The organism is Streptomyces tailanensis (assembly GCF_008386495.1).
Lineage (GTDB): Bacteria > Actinomycetota > Actinomycetes > Streptomycetales > Streptomycetaceae > Streptomyces > Streptomyces tailanensis.
Genome location: NZ_VTHJ01000112.1, coordinates 1 through 16,304, shown reverse-complemented (window position 1 = coordinate 16,304; position 16,304 = coordinate 1). Strand labels below are relative to the sequence as shown.

12 protein-coding genes are annotated in these 16,304 nt (G+C 67.1%); 9 read left to right on the top strand and 3 right to left on the bottom strand.

What is annotated here, in order from left to right:
- From F3T56_RS43940 to F3T56_RS43935, 3 genes are all read right to left on the bottom strand, one after another.
- Nucleotides 1-290 (bottom strand): maltose acetyltransferase domain-containing protein (locus F3T56_RS43940; RefSeq protein ID WP_281291980.1); only part of this gene is annotated, 290 nt, incomplete at its 3' end.
- 32 nt (nt 291-322) lie between these two features.
- A complete protein-coding gene (locus tag F3T56_RS46770) occupies nt 323-466 on the bottom strand; it encodes a hypothetical protein (protein ID WP_172639461.1) in 144 nt (47 codons plus the stop codon).
- Between the two features lie 285 nt (nt 467-751).
- Nucleotides 752-3,310, bottom strand: a complete 2,559-nt coding sequence (locus F3T56_RS43935) for a GH32 C-terminal domain-containing protein (RefSeq protein ID WP_149831066.1) — start codon at nt 3,308-3,310, stop codon at nt 752-754.
- 154 nt (nt 3,311-3,464) lie between these two features.
- Here F3T56_RS43935 and F3T56_RS49950 point away from each other — a divergent pair, with 154 nt between their 5' ends.
- From F3T56_RS49950 to F3T56_RS43890, 9 genes are all read left to right on the top strand, one after another.
- On the top strand, nt 3,465-3,677 hold the full coding sequence (locus tag F3T56_RS49950; protein ID WP_172639462.1) for a hypothetical protein: 213 nt from the start codon (nt 3,465-3,467) through the stop codon (nt 3,675-3,677).
- 174 nt (nt 3,678-3,851) lie between these two features.
- Nucleotides 3,852-4,859, top strand: coding sequence for a LacI family DNA-binding transcriptional regulator (locus F3T56_RS43925; RefSeq protein ID WP_149831065.1), 1,008 nt, complete (start codon nt 3,852-3,854; stop codon nt 4,857-4,859).
- Nucleotides 4,860-5,255: 396 nt separating this feature from the next.
- Nucleotides 5,256-6,554 (top strand): extracellular solute-binding protein, encoded by a 1,299-nt coding sequence (locus tag F3T56_RS43920; protein WP_149831064.1) that lies wholly within the window; start codon nt 5,256-5,258, stop codon nt 6,552-6,554.
- Nucleotides 6,555-6,588: 34 nt separating this feature from the next.
- Nucleotides 6,589-7,575, top strand: a complete 987-nt coding sequence (locus tag F3T56_RS43915; protein ID WP_149831063.1) for a carbohydrate ABC transporter permease — start codon at nt 6,589-6,591, stop codon at nt 7,573-7,575.
- A gap of 6 nt (nt 7,576-7,581) precedes the next feature.
- Nucleotides 7,582-8,469: a carbohydrate ABC transporter permease gene (locus F3T56_RS43910; protein WP_149831062.1), complete on the top strand. Its 888-nt coding sequence runs from the start codon at nt 7,582-7,584 to the stop codon at nt 8,467-8,469.
- Between the two features lie 233 nt (nt 8,470-8,702).
- Nucleotides 8,703-11,000 carry a glycoside hydrolase family 3 N-terminal domain-containing protein gene (locus F3T56_RS43905; protein ID WP_149831061.1) on the top strand — a complete coding sequence of 766 codons (2,298 nt, stop codon included), beginning with the start codon at nt 8,703-8,705 and terminating at the stop codon, nt 10,998-11,000.
- Between the two features lie 174 nt (nt 11,001-11,174).
- Entirely contained in the window at nt 11,175-12,647 is a 1,473-nt protein-coding gene (locus F3T56_RS43900) for a glycoside hydrolase family 32 protein (protein ID WP_149831060.1), read from the top strand.
- 92 nt (nt 12,648-12,739) lie between these two features.
- On the top strand, nt 12,740-15,676 hold the full coding sequence (locus F3T56_RS43895) for a discoidin domain-containing protein (RefSeq protein WP_149831059.1): 2,937 nt from the start codon (nt 12,740-12,742) through the stop codon (nt 15,674-15,676).
- A gap of 138 nt (nt 15,677-15,814) precedes the next feature.
- Complete coding sequence (locus F3T56_RS43890; protein WP_149831058.1) at nt 15,815-15,997, top strand: hypothetical protein; 183 nt, start codon at nt 15,815-15,817, stop codon at nt 15,995-15,997.
- The last annotated feature ends 307 nt before the right edge of the window (nt 15,998-16,304 follow it).

The window sequence follows — 16,304 nt, the reverse complement described above, 5'->3', positions numbered from 1 at the left end:
ACGTCGTCGACGAACGTGAGGTTCACGTTCCCGAAGAAGTCGTCGCCGATGTGGACGTTGCTGCCGAAGCCGGCGTGGAACGGCGGCAAGAGCACCGTGCGTTCACCGACCGAGCCGAAGATCGCGACGAGCAGCGATCGACGCTTCTCCGTTTCGCTCGGTGGTGTGTGGTTGTACTCGAAGATCCGCTTGGTGCGGCGCCGAGGGGCCTGGAAGGCCGCTTCCGACTCGGTGTAGACCAGCCCCTTGGCGATCCGGGCCAGGACTTCTTCCTCGTGAGCATGCGTCACAGCGGAACGCTCTCTTTCTCCAAGAGGGTCAGTTAAAGCATTGCGGGGCGCCGCCACTCCTGTCCGAGGACATGGTGGTCGAGGAAGTTCAGGGGACGATCGGCCAGGTCGGGGTGCTGGTCGAGCAGCAGATCCCGGACCAGATCAGCGGTGATCTCGATCTCGGTATGGGTCATGCGGAGCCACGGTAGTTGGACGCTGACCCGGGCGTTTGTGACGCCCAGCACTCAGTGCCGCTCACCATCCTCACTTCCTGAACTGTGCACCGCACGGCAATGCCCATCGGCGCCTGGTTCCCCCTCGGCCGTCCTGCGAAGGGAGGAAGAGACACAGGCTGGCATCATCGGTGCGGGCCAGGGGTCGTGGGGATCGCTTCCACGCGCCCTTCTTGGCGCCTGCCTCGCCGAGAGCCGCGCGCCGGAAGCCGCTCCTGGCCGACCGGCGCACGGACCCGCGGTGCGTCACCGCCAGATGGACTTCAGCTGCCACGCCCGCATCTGGTCGAGGGTGGCGGTGCCGCCTTCGGCGAAGACCTCCACGCCGGTGCTGGAGGGGTCGGGGAAGATCTGGTCGGTGATCACTGCCTCGCCGTTGCCGCCGAAGACCTCGACGGACGACCAGTCGACGAGGATACGCAGCTTGACCTTGCCGTTCTTGGCCTTCAGGGGTGCGGTCTGGACGCCGGGGAAGGTGCTGTTGAAGTCGCCGGCGCCGGAGCGGGTGCGGTCGACGTACAGCTCCTGGGTCGTGGTGTCGTAGCCGATGACGGTCTCCTCGCCGTCCTCGCCGGTGCGCACCTTCAGGCCGAAGCGTTCGGCGTCCTTGAGGGAGAAGGTGGCCTCGATGTCGAGCGCCTTGCCCTTGGCCGTGGGGCCGATCAGGGGCTTGGAGATGTTCTTGACCGTGACACCGGTCGCGGTCGCCGGGCGCTGCTGGCGGAGGGATTCCAGGCTGCCCACCGGCTTGCTGGTCAGCCGGACTTGGCCGTCGACGGTGCGCAGGGCCATCTCCCTCGGAACGCTCTGCGCGCCGCGCCAGGGGGAGGTGGGGACGGACTGGCCGTAGTCCCAGTTGTTCATCCAGCCGATCATGTAGCGCTTGCCGCCCGGGGCGTTCTCCCAGGACACCGCCGCGTAGTAGTCCTTGCCGTAGTCGGCCCAGTCGGCGCGCTGTACGACGGACTTGGCGGGCTTCTCGGCGGCGGTGAACTGGTCGGCCATGACGTGGCCCCAGCCGGCGGTGTTCATGTCGAGGATCTGGATCTGCGCCTTCTTGCCGGTGTACGGGCGCATGTCGAAGGACGCCCAGTCCAGGGTCTCGCTGTCGGCGCCGGTCGCGCTGCGGACGACCTTGCCGTCGACGAGCAGGTTGACGGAGGTCTCCTGGGAGACGCGCCGGGCCTGGGCGTCGGACAGCACGATGTGGTCGACGTTGAGGTGGCCCCAGCCGCCGCTGTTGTTGTCGACGATCCTGATCTGCGCCTTCTTGCCGGCGAGGTCGCTGACGTCCCAGGACGCCCAGTTGAGTGCCTCGGCGTCCTTTCCGGTGGCGCTGCGCACCACTCGTCCGTCCACGAGGAGCTCGACGGCGGTGGGGTTGTCGGAGCCGGCCGGGTGGTTGCCGCCGCCGATGAGGAAGTTGATGTGCTTCTTGTCGAGGGTGAACTCGGGCGAGGTGAGGGTGCCGGTACTGGCGTCGCCGTTCAGGAAGGTGTTGGCCAGCCCGTCTCCCAGGAAGCCGGAGACCTGTCCCTGGTCGGGGAGGGTGCCCGTGGCCGGTGCGGTGCCGAAAGCGTCCCCGGTCGCCGTCCAGTCGCCGTAGGTTCCGCCTTCGAAGTCGGCGAGGACCGTGCCCTCGGGCGGAGTCCTGTCCATGACGGTTCCGGCCTCGTGCGGATGCCGCCCGCCACCGACCTTGAAGTTCAGGTAAGGGCTGTCGACGGTGAATTCGGGCGAGCTGAGGGTGCCGGTGGTCCCGTCACCGCCGTGGAAGCTGTTGGCGAGGCCCTTGCCGTCGAAGCCCTCGACGGCCCCCTGCCCGTCCACCGCCCCGGCTGCCGGTCCCTGGCCGAACGCGGTTCCGGTCGTCGTCCACTCACCGAAGCCGGTGCCCTCGAAGTCCTGTACCACCGTGCCGGTCGGCGGGGTGTAGGTGCCCTTGTCGTCTGCGGTGAACTTCTTGCCGTCGAAGTCGCCGATGAAGTACTGGGCGGCCGAACCGCCCGCGATACCACCGGGGTTGATGTTGACGACCAGGACCCACTTGATGTTGTTCTTGTCGCCGTCGACCGCCAGGGGGAACAGGTCGGGGCATTCCCACACGCCGCCCGTCGCGCCGGCCGGTCCGAAATCGCTGAGCAGGTCCCAGTCCTTGAGGTTCTTGGACGAGTAGAACCGCACTTTGTGCTCGGCGGACAGCGACACGGTCATCAGCCAGCTCTTGGTCGGCGCGTGCCACTGGACCTTGGGGTCGCGGAAGTTGTTGGAGCCGATGTCGATGACGGGATTGCCCTGGTACTTGGTCCAGGTGCGGCCCCGGTCGGTGCTGTAGGCGAGCGACTGGGCCTGCTTGCCGCCGTTCTTGTAGGCGCTGGTGTAGATCGCCACCATGGGCGGGTTCTTCTTCGTGCCGAACCCGGTGGTGTTGTTCCAGTCGACGACCGCGCTGCCGGAGAACACCATCTCCTCGTCGTCGTGCGACAGGGCGAGCGGCAGCTCCTCCCAGTGCACGAGGTCCTTGCTCACCGCGTGCCCCCAGGACATGTCGCCCCAGGAGTTGCCGTTCGGGTTGTACTGGTAGAAGAGGTGGTACTCGCCCTTGTAGTACACGAGACCGTTGGGGTCGTTCATCCAGTTCTTCTCCGGAGTGAAGTGGAACTGGGGTCTGTAGGTCTCGGTGTACGGCGGGGTGTCGGCCGCGACAGCCTGGGGGGCGAGCGGCGCGGCGGACAGGGCGCAGACCGTCGCCACCGCCGCCATCAACCGCATGCGGGCATGCCGGGATACGCGTGCAGAGCTCATGGTGTCTCCTTGCCTGCGGCCGTCCGCGCAGCGGTGACTGCGGCCCCGGCACGGACGGACCGAAAAGTGACGCCCTGTCGGCGCCGACGTCCACGGCACCGACCAGGGGTGTCATCGTTGACTTATGTCAGCGATGACATCGGGTGCCCCGACAATGAAGCGCAATCCGACCAGTGCCGTCAACGGTGCGGGCGCGATTGTTTCGGTATGGATCGACAGGCCGTCAGGCGTCGCCGCTGGTCGCGAACCGCGCCAACTGGTTCGGGCATGGCGGGTTGGTGCCGGTAAACGAGCAGGTCAGGGCGGCGACCTGGGTGGTGAACCGGCAGGCTTCCGCGACAGCGTCGAGACCGAGAACGGCCAGTGAACGAATTGTTTCCGGGGTGTTGACCGGCCGGGTCTCTCGGTGCTTCACTTCCGGAACCGGTACCGAAACCGGTTCCGGGACTGCTTCCGGTACCGGTTCCACGGGTCTCTGTACGATCGGCCCTTCGGCGCGGGAGGACGTCTTCCGCCTCTGCAGGAAGGGAGGGGAGGTGACATGGGAGTCACTATCGCCGACGTGGCCTCGCGGGCCGGGGTCAGCAAGACGACGGTCTCGCGGGTGCTGAACGGCAAGGGCGAGATCAGCGAGGACACCGTCGTGAAGGTCCGCAAGGCGATCTCGGAGCTCGGCTATGTGCCGAGCGCCGGGGCAGTGGGGCTGGCACGCGGCACGACACAGATGATCGGCATGCTGGTCCCTGACATGGCCTGGGCCTGGGCCGGCATAGTGCAGGCGGTCGTCGAAACGCTGGAGGCCGAGGGCTTCGGGCTGCGCATGCTGACCGTGAACCGCGGTGAGGAGTCACTGCGCAGGCTGGGCCTGCAGGTCGCTGCCAAGTCGTTCGACGGGCTGCTGGTGATAGAGCCCGAGGGGGCCCTGGCAGCCATCACGGAACTGCACGAAGCCGGACTGCCGGTGGTGCTGATCGACGATCGCTTCCAGCGGCCGGGATTCCCCTACGTGGCCACCACCAACCGGGAGGGTGGTGAGCAGGCGGCGCGCCACCTGCTGGACCTCGGTCGCCGTCGCCCCCTGGTGGTGACCGGTCCTGATGAGTACGGCTGCACCCGGGAACGGTTGGGCGGCTTCGTCGACGTCTATGCGCAGGCCGGGATCGAGCTCGACCCGCGCAGCATCATCTGCGGCGACTTCCTGTTCGACAGCAGCCGGAGCGCGGTGGCGCAAGCTCTCGCGGACGGCGTGGAGTTCGACGCGGTCTTCGGGCACAACGACCCCTCGGCGGCCGGCGTGCTCGCGGCCTTGCACGAGGCCGGCCTGCGGATTCCGCAGGATGTCGCCGTGGTGGGGTTCGATGACGTCGAGGTGGCGTCGTACACCTATCCGGCCTTGACCACCGTCCGCCAGCCGATGCGGGAGATGGGTGAGGCAGCGGCGCGTCTGCTGCTCGACCACGTGCGCAGATCGCCCGAGGCCGCCCCCTCGCGCATCATTCCCACCAGCCTCGTGATCCGCGGTTCGACGTTGGAGCCGAGCTCGAACTGACGCGACGTCATCGCGGTGCGTACGTGATGGCGCCTCGCAGCCGGGCGGTGCGTTGCCGGTGACGCACCGCCCCCCGTGTCCTTGAAACCTCGGCGACCCACCTCGGCCTCGCCTTCCTCGCAACCATGGCGGCTGCACACGCGTTCATGCGGCACCGCCCACATGCACCCTTCCGCTCGCGCGTTCCCGATCCGGGACACCGAACGGCGCGCCTGGCCCACCCCGCCCGGCCCCTACCCACTCCGCGTCGGATGTTCCAGCCGCGCCCTGCGGCTGACCGCCGATGCCGCTGTCACCGCAGACGGTCCCCACCCGTACGCCGGCCCATCCGGGCGTCCGCCCGCTCTCACCCTTAGCCCCCCGCGCCTGTATCGCTCAACGGCAAGGAGCCGCATCATGCGTATCACTACCCGTCACGCTGTCAGATCCGTCCAGACCCTGTGCGTCACCGTCACGGCAGCCCTCGTGGCCACCGGCTGCGGCCGGAGCGAGGACTCCGGCGCCGGCAACGACGCGCCCGCCGAGATCGGCGCGGGCAAGGCCACGGGGACGGTGGTCATGTGGAACCTGGGCGACATCCAACCGGCCCTGAAGGACCTGGCCGAGAAGTTCGAGCAGGAGAACCCGGACGCCGACGTCAAGATCACCTCGGTCCCGTGGGACGCCGCCCACGACAAGCTGACCACCGCCATCGCCGGCGGAAACACACCGGACATGTCCATGGTCGGGAGCACCTGGATGGCCGAGATGGCCGCCATGAACGCCTTCCAGGCCACCCCGACGTCGATCAAGTCGTCGGACTTCTACCCCGGCCAGTGGGACACCACCAAGTACAAGGACGCCTCCTACGGTGTCCCGTTCACCGCCGACACCACGGTGGTCTACTACCGGACCGACCTCACCGAGAAGGCCGGCATCAGGGGCGCCCTGGCCGGCGACCGGGCCGGATACCTGAAGGACCTCAGGGCCATCCAGGCCACCGTGGGCAAGCAGAACCCCAAGCTGCGCAACGCCACCGGGCTGGTGCTGGGCTTCAACTCCTGGGTTTTCTGGGTGCCGATGGTGTGGCAGCAGGGCGGTGACATCTACAACGCCAAGACCAAGAAGTTCACCTTCGACACGCCCGAGGTCGCCAAGGCGCTGGAGTACTGGGCGAGCGTTCCGAAGCAGGGGTTGGCGCCGACCGACAGGTCGGACAACGTGCAGAACTTCCGGGACGGGCTGATCGCCACCTACCAGGAGGCCGCGTGGAACGGTGCCAGCCTCCACAAGGACGCCCCGGAGCTGGACGGCAAGTGGAAGACCATGCCGGTGCCGTACTCCGAGCAGGCCGCCGGGTTCGCCGGCGGCACCGACCTGGCGGTGTTCAAGGAAGCCGAGAACCCCGACGCGGCATGGAAGTTCGCCCGGTTCCTCACCGAGCCCGCCAACCTCGCGGCCTATGTCAAGGCCACCGACAGCCTGCCTGCTTCGCCCCAGGCGTGGTCGGACGCGAATCTGAGCGCGGACGAGAACATGAAGCCGTTCGACGAGCAGCTCAAGGTCAGCAAGGCGCAGCCCGCCATCACCACCTGGCAGCAGATCGCCGACGCCATCGACTCCGAACTGGAAAAGCTGGCCCTCGGCAAGGTCACCGTCGCCGAAGTGCAGAAGACGCTGCAGTCCAAGACCACCAGCATCGGCACCGGCCGCTGAGCACCACCGCCATGAGCACCCCTCGTACGGACGGATGACCTCCATGTCCACGAAAACGCTCCCCGGGCGGGGCGACACCGACAAACAGAGCACCGCGGGGCCGGAGCGGAATGCCGGACGCCGGCACTCCCCGCTCCGGGGCAAGGCGCGCGGCAGGCAGACCCGGGCCGCCTGGATCCTCGCCGCGCCCTTCCTCGCGCTGTTCGCGGCCTTCATGCTGCTGCCGTTGGTCTGGTCGCTGCTGATGAGCCTGACCGACACCAGCAGCGCCGACCTGCGCACACCCCTGAACGTGTCGTTCATCGGCCTCGACAACTACGTGCGGCTCTTCCAGGACGAGCAGTTCTTCACGGCCCTGCGCAACACGGCCGTGTTCGTCCTGGTGGCCCTGCCCCTCACCCTGGCCGCCGGGCTCGCCGCGGCGGTCGCACTCAACAGCGGCATCCAACGCTTCCGGGCCGTCTTCCGGGTCGGTTTCTATCTCCCGGTGATCACCAGCATCGTGGCCGTCGCCGTGGTGTGGAAGACGCTCCTCGAACCGCGTGCGGGACTGGTGAACCTCGTCCTGGGCTGGTTCGGGATCGACGGCCCGGCCTGGCTGGCGGACACCCGCTTCGCCCTGCCCGTCATGATCGTGATGGCGGTGTGGCGCAACCTGGGCACCGTCATGATCATCATGCTGGCCGGGCTGCAGTCCGTGCCCCAGTCCCTGATGGAGGCGGCCGAACTCGACGGCGCCGGGCCCTGGCAGCGCTTCTGGCGGGTCACGTTCCCGCTCCTGCGTCCCGCCCTGCTGCTGACCGCCGTCACCACCGGCATCGGCTATCTGCAGTTCTTCGACGAACCGTTCGTGATGACCGACGGCGGACCGCTGGACTCCACCCTGTCGGCCACGTTGTACGCCTACAAACAGTTCGGCAACGGCAATTACGAGATGGCGTCGGCCACCAGCTACGTCATCTTCGTCCTCATCGTGGCGCTGACCGTGCTGCAGTTCCGCGTGCTGCGAGACAAGGACTGACGACCCATGAGCACCCTCTCCACTCTCCCCACGGCACAGCCGGGCACGGACCGCATCCTCAGGCGCCGCCGCATCCGCCGGACCTGGGGCCAGCCCTGGCTGTATCTGCCGCTCGCCGGCGCCCTGCTGCTGATGATCGCGCCGTTCCTGTGGATGCTGTCCGGCTCCTTCAAACCCGAGGCCGACATCCGCAGGGTCCCGCCCGTCCTGATACCTACGGCGCCCACGACCGCCAACTACGGTGAGCTGTTCAGCACGCTCGACTTCACGAGCATGTTCGCCAACTCCGTGATCGTGGCCCTCGCCGTCACCGCGGGCAACCTGATCTTCTGCTCGATGCTCGGATACGCCCTGGCCAAGCTGGAGTTCCGCGGACAGCGCGCCGTCTTCCTGCTGGTCATGGGGACGCTTATGATCCCCGGCCTGGTCACCTTCGTCCCCCTGTATGTGCTGGTGTCCAACATGCAGCTGACCGGCTCCATGCTCGGGCTGGTCCTGCCGTTCCTGGCCGGTCCCTTCGGGGTGTTCCTGATGCGGCAGTTCATCTCCACCCTGCCCGACGAACTCATCGACGCCGCCCGCGTCGACGGCTGCCGCGAACTGGCCATCTTCGCGAGGATCATCCTGCCGCTGACCAAACCGGCCCTCGCCACCCTCGGGATCATCACCTTCCTCGGCTCCTGGAACAACTTCCTGTGGCCCCTGGTCGTGGCCCAGAACGAGAGCCAGTACACCCTCCCTGTCGGCCTCGCCCTGGCCAGCAGCGGACAGTCCTTCACCCGCTTCGGCATCCTGCTCGCCGGTGCCGTGGTCGTCCTGCTGCCGGTGATGATCGTCTTCCTGCTCTTCCAGCGCCAGTTCGTGGCGGGCATCGCCACCACCGGCCTGAAGTGACACCCCTGCTCCCACCCCGTCGCCCTGTGCCGCACCGGTCCCGCCCGGGGCGGCGGGCCGGCGAAGCGCGAGCCCCGCCGCGGCAGGCGGCAGCGTCCCTGCGACGCAGCGCCGTCGACCGCGGCGGCCACACGGCCGACACACCCGGCACAAGAACGTCGCACTCCCGCGACCAGCCCGCCGTCGGCAATCAACTCTCTGACCTGTGACGACTCATCACTTGGAGACCATAAATGGGACAGCCGGTCCGCCCTGCCGCGTACCTGGATCCGGAAGCGTCCGTGGAAGCAAGGATCGAGGACTTGCTGTCCCGGATGACCCTTCCGGAGAAGGTCGGGCAGCTGCTGATGCTCGACGCACAACACGGGGACCTGGCGGACATCGTGTCGGCCAAACTGGCCGGATCGGTCCTGCATGTGTCTCCCGCGCTGATGCCTCAGGCCATGGAACTGGCCCGGCAGACACGGCTCGGCATCCCGCTGTTGACAGCCGACGACGGCATCCACGGCCACTCCTTCTGGCCGGGCGCGACCATCTTCCCGACCCAGCTGGCCATGGCCTGCACCTGGGACCCCTCCCTGCTCCACCGAGTCGCCCGAGCGGCCGCGACCGAAATCGCGGCGACCGGAATCCACGGGACGTTCTCCCCGGTGCTGTGCATCACCCGGGACCTGCGCTGGGGCCGGATCAACGAGACGTTCGGCGAGGACCCGTTCCTGATCGGTGAACTCGGGGCGGCGATGGTACGCGGCTACCAGGGCGACGGCCTCAGCGACCCGACAGCCGTGCTGGCGTACGCAAAGCACTTCGCGGGCTACTCCGAAACCCTGGGCGGGCGCGACGCCAGCGAAGCCGATCTCAGTCCCCGCAAGCTGCGCTCGTGGTTCCTGCCCCCCTTCGAGCAGGCGGTACGGGCCGGCTGCCGCGGCTTCATGCTCGGCTACCAGTCCATCGACGGGGTGCCCATCACCGCGCATCAGTGGCTGATCAACGACGTGCTCAAGGGCGAGTGGGGCTTCACCGGGACGCTGGTGACCGACTGGGACAACGTCGGCCGGATGGTCTACGACCAGCGGACCTGTGCCGACTACGCCGAGGCGGCGGCGGTCGCCGTCAACTCCGGGAACGACCTCATCATGGCCACACCGCAGTTCTTCGAGGGCGCCCAGGAAGCGGTCGCCCGCGGCCTGATTGAAGAGAAGCAGATCGATGACGCGGTACGGCGGGTTCTGCGGCTGAAGTTCGAGCTCGGACTTTTCGAGAACCCCCGCGCCCCCGACCCCGAGCGGCAGGCGCAGGTGATCGGCTGCCGCGCACACGCCGACCTCAACCTCGAAACCGCCCGACGCTCCCTGGTGTTGCTGCGCAATGAGGGGATCCTGCCCCTCGAGAGCGGGCTGACCGCGGACGGAACGGGGCGCGCCGTGAGCCGGGACAGGCCGCGGACGATCGCGGTCATCGGCCCCAACGCCGACAGCACGCAAGCCATGCTCGGCGACTGGGCGGGCGCCACCGGCCAGGTCCCGTGGATGCCCGAAGGACATCCACGCGAGTCGGTGGAGACGGTGCTCGACGGCCTTCGCGCCGTCGCACCGGCCGACTGGACCATCACGTACGCCCGCGGAGCCGACATCGAAAGCCCCGCATCCAACTCCGAGTGGTCCCTCGGGCCCGACGGCCAACCGCAGCCATCCGTTTTCACCCCCGCCCCGGTCGACCAGGCACAGCTTCGGGAGGCCACCGCCGCCGCGGAGGCCGCAGACTACGCCGTCGTGGTCGTGGGGGACACCATCGCCCTCACCGGCGAGGTGCGCTCCACGGCGACGCTCGACCTCCAAGGCGGCCAGATCGCGCTCCTGGACGCGGTCGCCGCCACCGGCACACCGATGATCGTCGTACTCGCCCAATCAAAGCCGAGCACCCTCCCGGACTCCGCCCTGAACGCGGCAGCCCTCATCGAGGCGTTCAACCCGGGCATGCGCGGTGGCCGCGCCGCCGCCGAACTCCTTCTCGGACTCATCGAACCCAGCGGCCGGCTCCCGGTCTCCTTCGCACGCCACGTCGGACAGCAACCGGTCTTCTACAACCAGGTGCGAGGCCAGCACGGGAGCCGCTACGCGGATCTCACCCAGGACCCCCTGTACGCGTTCGGCGCGGGCCTCACCTACACCACGGTCACCTACTCCGACCTGGTCGTGCACGACCAGGAGGTCCCCGCCGACGGCACCGTCGACGCCACGGTGCGGCTCACCAACAGCGGCAGCCGCAGGGCCGTGGAAACGGTCCAGGCATACGTCAGCGACCTGACCACCAGCGTCACCTGGGCCGAGCAGGAGCTGAAGGGTTTCACCCAGGTCGAAATCCCTCCCGGCGAAAGCCTGGACGTCCGCCTCAGCATCCCCGCCGCGCAGTGCTCACTCGTCACGGCCGACAACCTTCGCGTGGTCGAACCAGGTGAGTTCATGCTCCGCGTCGGCCCCAGCTCACGACGGGAGCAACAGCTCAGCGCGGAATTCCGCATCCGGACGTGAGAGCCGCATCGGGACCTGAAGGCCGCCTACGGGCCTGAAGCCCTCATCCGGACCTGAAGCCCCGAGCCGGGCCTGAAGACCCCCGACCCGTCGGCCCGCCACCCCGCCAACCAGAGGGCCGGCGGGGCGGGACTCCTCTGACCCGGCCCCTCTGACGTACCGAAAGGCACGCGTGTGTCCACCGCACCCCGCGATCCGCACCACCCCGTCGCGCACCTGCGCCCGCCCCGCAACTGGATCAACGACCCCAACGGGCTGGTCTTCCACGACGGCCACTACCACGTGTGCTACCAGTACAACCCGTACGGAGCGACGCACGCGAACGTGCACTGGGGCCACTTCCGCAGCCCCGACCTGCTGGCCTGGGAGCCGCTGCCGATCGCCCTGTCCCCGACCCCCGGTGGTGTGGACGCCGACGGCTGCTTCTCCGGCAACGCCGTCTGCGACGGCGACCGTCTCGTCGCCTTCTACTCCGCGCACCGCGAGGACCGCTCGTTCCAGCACCAGCCGGTCACCTGCGCCGTATCCCACGACGGCGGCAACAGCTTCAGCCCGCGCGGCGAACTGCTCATCCCCGAGCTGCCCGAGGGCTGCACCATGTACCGCGACCCGTACGTCTGGCAGGACGGCGACGGCTGGCGGATGCTGGTCGGCGCCGCCCTCACGGACGGCCGCGCCGCCGCCCTCCTGTACAGCTCTCCCGACTTGGACAAGTGGACCTACCGGGGGCCTTTCGCGGCCCGCCGTCCGGAGCCCATCGGTGGCACCGACCTGCTCACGGGCGAGGGCTGGGAATGCCCCCAGTACCTCCCGGCGGCCGACGCACGCGGCGCCCTCATCCTCAGCGCATGGACCGAACCCACCGGCCCGCAGAGCGTCGCGGCCCTGATCGGCGAAGAGCACGACGGCCACTTCGAGGCCGGCCCAGCGGTACCCGCCGACCACGGCCCCGACTGCTACGCACCCGCCCTGCTGCGTGCACCGGGCAACCGGTGGCTGCTGTGGGGCTGGTCATGGGAAGCCCGCGACGAAGCCTGGGCCGTCGCGGACGGATGGGCCGGCGTCCTCACCCTGCCCCGCGAGATCCATGTCGACGGCGACGGTTCGCTGCGCCAGCAGCCCGCCACCGAACTGCTCGCCCTGCGCGGCGAGCACACCATCCACGCCGAAGGCGCGACGCACGGCCCGCAGCCGGTGGACCTCGGCAGCGTGGGCCGAGCCTTCGACCTGACGGCCCGTCTGGAGCCGACCGGAAACGCCGGTCTGCGGCTGCTCACCACCCCGGACGGCTCCGAGCACCTCGACATCCGCGTCGATACCGATGCGGGCGAACTGGTCGTCGACCGTGACCACGCCTCACTGGACCCCCGGGCCCGCGGCGGCTCCTACCGGATGCCCTGCCCCTCTGGTCAGCCGGTCGAGCTGCGCGTGGTCGTCGACCACTCCATCGCCGAAATCTTCCTGAGCACCACCGGCCAGGTCCTCACCCTGCGCTTCTACCCCACAGGGCAAGGCCCGTGGCGACTCGAGGCCCGCAGCGCACCGGGTACGCGCCTCGGCTTCGCGGCCGACGCGTGGGAGCTGCACCCGCTCGTGATCAAGGAGCCGAGCACCGGCACCGCAGAGCCGGCGCCGACGTCGCCGTAGAGCCGACTCCAACCGGTCGATCCCCCACCTCGGCGATGTGTCCCACCCCCTCTCCCAAGTACTGACCAAGCAGGTCCGAAGGAGGATCTTCCATGAGCTCATACGGTCTCGGACGACGCCAGTTCCTGGCCACCGCCGTCGGTGTCGCCGCCGCCTGGACCTCGTTTTCCGGGAACTCCATCGCCGCCCCGCAACTGAAGCAAGCCTCACGTGACAATTCCGTCCGTGTGTGGCTGACGGACGTATCGGCCGACAAGTGGGTCGCCGGCCAGGACGATGTGCTGTTCAAGGCGAAGAGAACGGCCAACCCGCTCACGATCAAGATCGACGACAGCGTCAAGTACCAAAAGGTCCAAGGCTTCGGCGCGGCCATGACCGACTCCTCCGCCTGGCTCATCGACAAGCTGTCCATTGCCGAGCGGACCAAGCTGATGAAGAAGCTGTTCGATCCCTCGAAGGGAATCGGCCTCAGCCTGCTCCGCTCCCCGATGGGCGCCACGGATTTCAACGCGTCCGGGAACTACTCCTACAACGACATGCCCCAGGGACAAACGGACCCCACGCTGTCCAACTTCTCCGTCCAGCACGACGTGCCGTACATCATTCCGGCCTTGCGGCAGGCCCTCTCACTCAACCCGTCCATCAAGATCATGGCCAACCCGTGGAGCCCACCAGGCTGGATGAAGACCTCCGACTCCATGATCGGAGGCACCCTCAAGAGCGAGAACACCTCCGCACTGGCCAACTACTTCGTCAAGTTCATCCACGCCTATGGCGAAGCCGGCGTGCCCATCTCCTACATTTCCCCGCAGAACGAACCCATGGGTACTCCCACCTGGCCCGGAATGTTCCTGTCCGCGTACCAGGAAGCCGAGTTGATCCAGGAGATCGGCAAGGCGTTCGAAGTCAACGGAATCTCCACGAAGATCCTGGCTTGGGACCACAACTGGGACGTGCCCTCGTATCCGGAGACGATCTTCAGCGACCCCGCAGCCTCCAAGTACACCGCGGGAACCGGGTGGCACATCTACAGCGGAAACCCGAACTACCAGACGCTGGTCCACAACGACTACCCGAGCAAGGAAACGTTCATCACGGAAGCCACGGGAGGCGTTTGGCAGGACAGCGACCAGACGGCGTTCAGTGAAGCACTGGGTACGTGGATCATCAACGGAACGCGCAATTGGGCGAACGGGGTGATGCTGTGGAACATCGCACTCGACCCCGATCGGGGCCCGCTCAACAGCGACACGGCCGGTATACCCATGCTTCGGGGCTTGCTCACGATCGATCCGGCCGACGGGCGGGTGTCCTACAACGTGGACTACCACGCCCTCGCTCACGCCAGCAGGTTCGTCAAGCCCGGAGCACGCCGGATCTACTCGAACACCTTCGGGGAAGGAAGCATAGAGAACGTCGCGTTCCAGAACCCGGACGGATCGAAGGTCCTGATCGCGCACAACTCGGGCAGCGCCGCGAAAACCTTCAGCGTCGCGGACGGGACACACTCGTTCGACTACACCCTGAACGCCGGCGACGCCGTCACCTTCACCTACTCCGGGCCCGCGCAGAGCGGCCGTACCCCCGCAGCGACCAAGGTCTCGGACCCGACACACGACTTCACGTTCAAGTCGGCATCCGGCCCGGTCACCGTCACATACGACCCGGCACTACTGCCCTACCAGAACTCGATCCGTACCGGAAAGAGGATGGTCACGTACTCCCTGCCGATCGGAGCTTCCGTCCAGACGACAGGAAGGGCGCTGAGCCGTAGCAAGTGGACCGCCACGGCTTCCGCGCAGCCGGACTGGGGTGTGGCCGCGAACGCGATCGACGGCGACATCAACACACGGTGGAGTCTCGGGCATGGGCCGACGAGCGGCGACTGGTTCCAGATCGATCTGGGGAGCCCTACGAGCTTCGACAAAATCGTCCTCGACACCAGCGTAAACAATTCGTTCGACTACGTCACCAAGTACCAGATATACGTGTCGAACGATGGTGCCGATTGGGGCAGCGCGATCGCAAGCGGCAGCGGAGGCATAGGAAAGGTAGCCGTCACGTTGCCAACCCGGACGGCACAGTACATTCGCATCGTCAGTACCGCGGCATCCGGTTTCTGGTGGGCCATCGGTGACATCAATGTGTACGGTTATTCGCGGGGAACCGGTTCGATCACAGCTCCGACAGCGGTATCAAACGGCCTCCAGCTGAAAACCTGGACCAGCAAGGAAGGGTCGCAGGTCACCGTAGTATTCAACGGGACCGCCGACAGCAAGAGTTTCAAGATATCCACCGACGGCTCGTACACCTATACGCTGCCAAGCGGGACCTCAGCGATGTTCACAACCAGGAAGCTGTCGAGTTTCCCGACGCCGGTCTTCAGCAGTTTGACGCCGGATCAAGGCATGCCGCGCTCCAAGTTCACGACTCGCGGTTCTGGTTTCGGTGACGCGCAGGGACTGGGCACGGTGCATTTCGGATCAAGCTACGCCGAAATAGACAGCTGGTCGGACACGAGCATCAGCGCCTACGTTCCGAAGGGACTTCCGGCGGGGAAGGTCACGGTTTCCGTGAAGGGAACCAGTGGAGTGGATGCAGGACGATCTTCGTTCGACGTCATCGATCTAGGTCCTGCGCTGCCGCGGACGAGCTGGACCGCAACGGCTTCGGACGCAAGTCGGTGGGATGCGCCCGGAAACATGCTGGACGGCAGCTCTGACACTCGGTACAGCTCCGGAACAGGGCAGTACGACGGCCTCTGGATCCAAGTGGACATGGGACAAACGCAGACCTTCAACAAGATTGTGCTGGATGTCGGCGGCAGTGTCAGCGACTATGCGCGGAGCGCAGACGTATACGTATCCACGGATGGAACCGACTGGACCAAGGTTTCTTCCGCAGCGGACGGCCAACGAGTCCACCTGGTTTCCTTCCCGACGCAGACAGCTCGCTACATCAAGGTCGCCAACACCGGCAATGTTGCGCGTAGCTGGTGGTCAGTCGCGGAATTCAACGTGTACAACTGACCTCGGGCTTTCACGTGGGATAAGGGCTGGCCTTGCCCTCGACGCAGAGAAATTGCCTCCGGACAGCGGACAGGGATTGCTGATGTCTTGTCGCCGTAGTGGCTGAAGGCACTCTTCAGATGAAGGGAGTGCTCGGCGGTGACTGCCTGGCCTCTGCAGGGATGCTTCGCGCGCAGCCGGCAGACAACGAAGCCGACCCTGCGCAGCGGCAGCGATGATGTGTGCAAGGTCAAGCCCGGCACAGCACTGCGGGTGCCCACAAGGCACCCGGTCGGCGACGAGCCCATCGCCGTGATCGACGGCACGGTCTGCACGTCATAGCACCGTGCCGTCCGAACCGTCATCCTCGGCCGGACGCAGACAGGTGCTCCGGCCGAGAATGATCCGAAATGGTGGCCTCCGTCACCATCGGAGGCGGTGGCCGCAGCTTGTTCGGCCTCTCAATCGGCCGGAAAGTGTGACGACCCACCAGACCGTTTGCGCTTCGGTGTGCTGTCGGCCGCATTTAGGCAGGTCACGTGAGGTCGCGAAGTGGCTTTGACCTGCGAACATTCTCCAGCTTATTGATCAGAAACTCATGGGGTTCTCGTCCAGGACGTAGCGGACGTGCGGGCCGCCGAAGTAGCCG

Coding starts and splice junctions, on each gene's coding strand:
- F3T56_RS46770 (WP_172639461.1), bottom strand. CDS start 466: ATGACCCATACCGAGATCGAGATCACCGCTGATCTGGTCCGGGATCTG.
- F3T56_RS43935 (WP_149831066.1), bottom strand. CDS start 3,310: ATGAGCTCTGCACGCGTATCCCGGCATGCCCGCATGCGGTTGATGGCG.
- F3T56_RS49950 (WP_172639462.1), top strand. CDS start 3,465: ATGAAGCGCAATCCGACCAGTGCCGTCAACGGTGCGGGCGCGATTGTT.
- F3T56_RS43925 (WP_149831065.1), top strand. CDS start 3,852: ATGGGAGTCACTATCGCCGACGTGGCCTCGCGGGCCGGGGTCAGCAAG.
- F3T56_RS43920 (WP_149831064.1), top strand. CDS start 5,256: ATGCGTATCACTACCCGTCACGCTGTCAGATCCGTCCAGACCCTGTGC.
- F3T56_RS43915 (WP_149831063.1), top strand. CDS start 6,589: ATGACCTCCATGTCCACGAAAACGCTCCCCGGGCGGGGCGACACCGAC.
- F3T56_RS43910 (WP_149831062.1), top strand. CDS start 7,582: ATGAGCACCCTCTCCACTCTCCCCACGGCACAGCCGGGCACGGACCGC.
- F3T56_RS43905 (WP_149831061.1), top strand. CDS start 8,703: ATGGGACAGCCGGTCCGCCCTGCCGCGTACCTGGATCCGGAAGCGTCC.
- F3T56_RS43895 (WP_149831059.1), top strand. CDS start 12,740: ATGAGCTCATACGGTCTCGGACGACGCCAGTTCCTGGCCACCGCCGTC.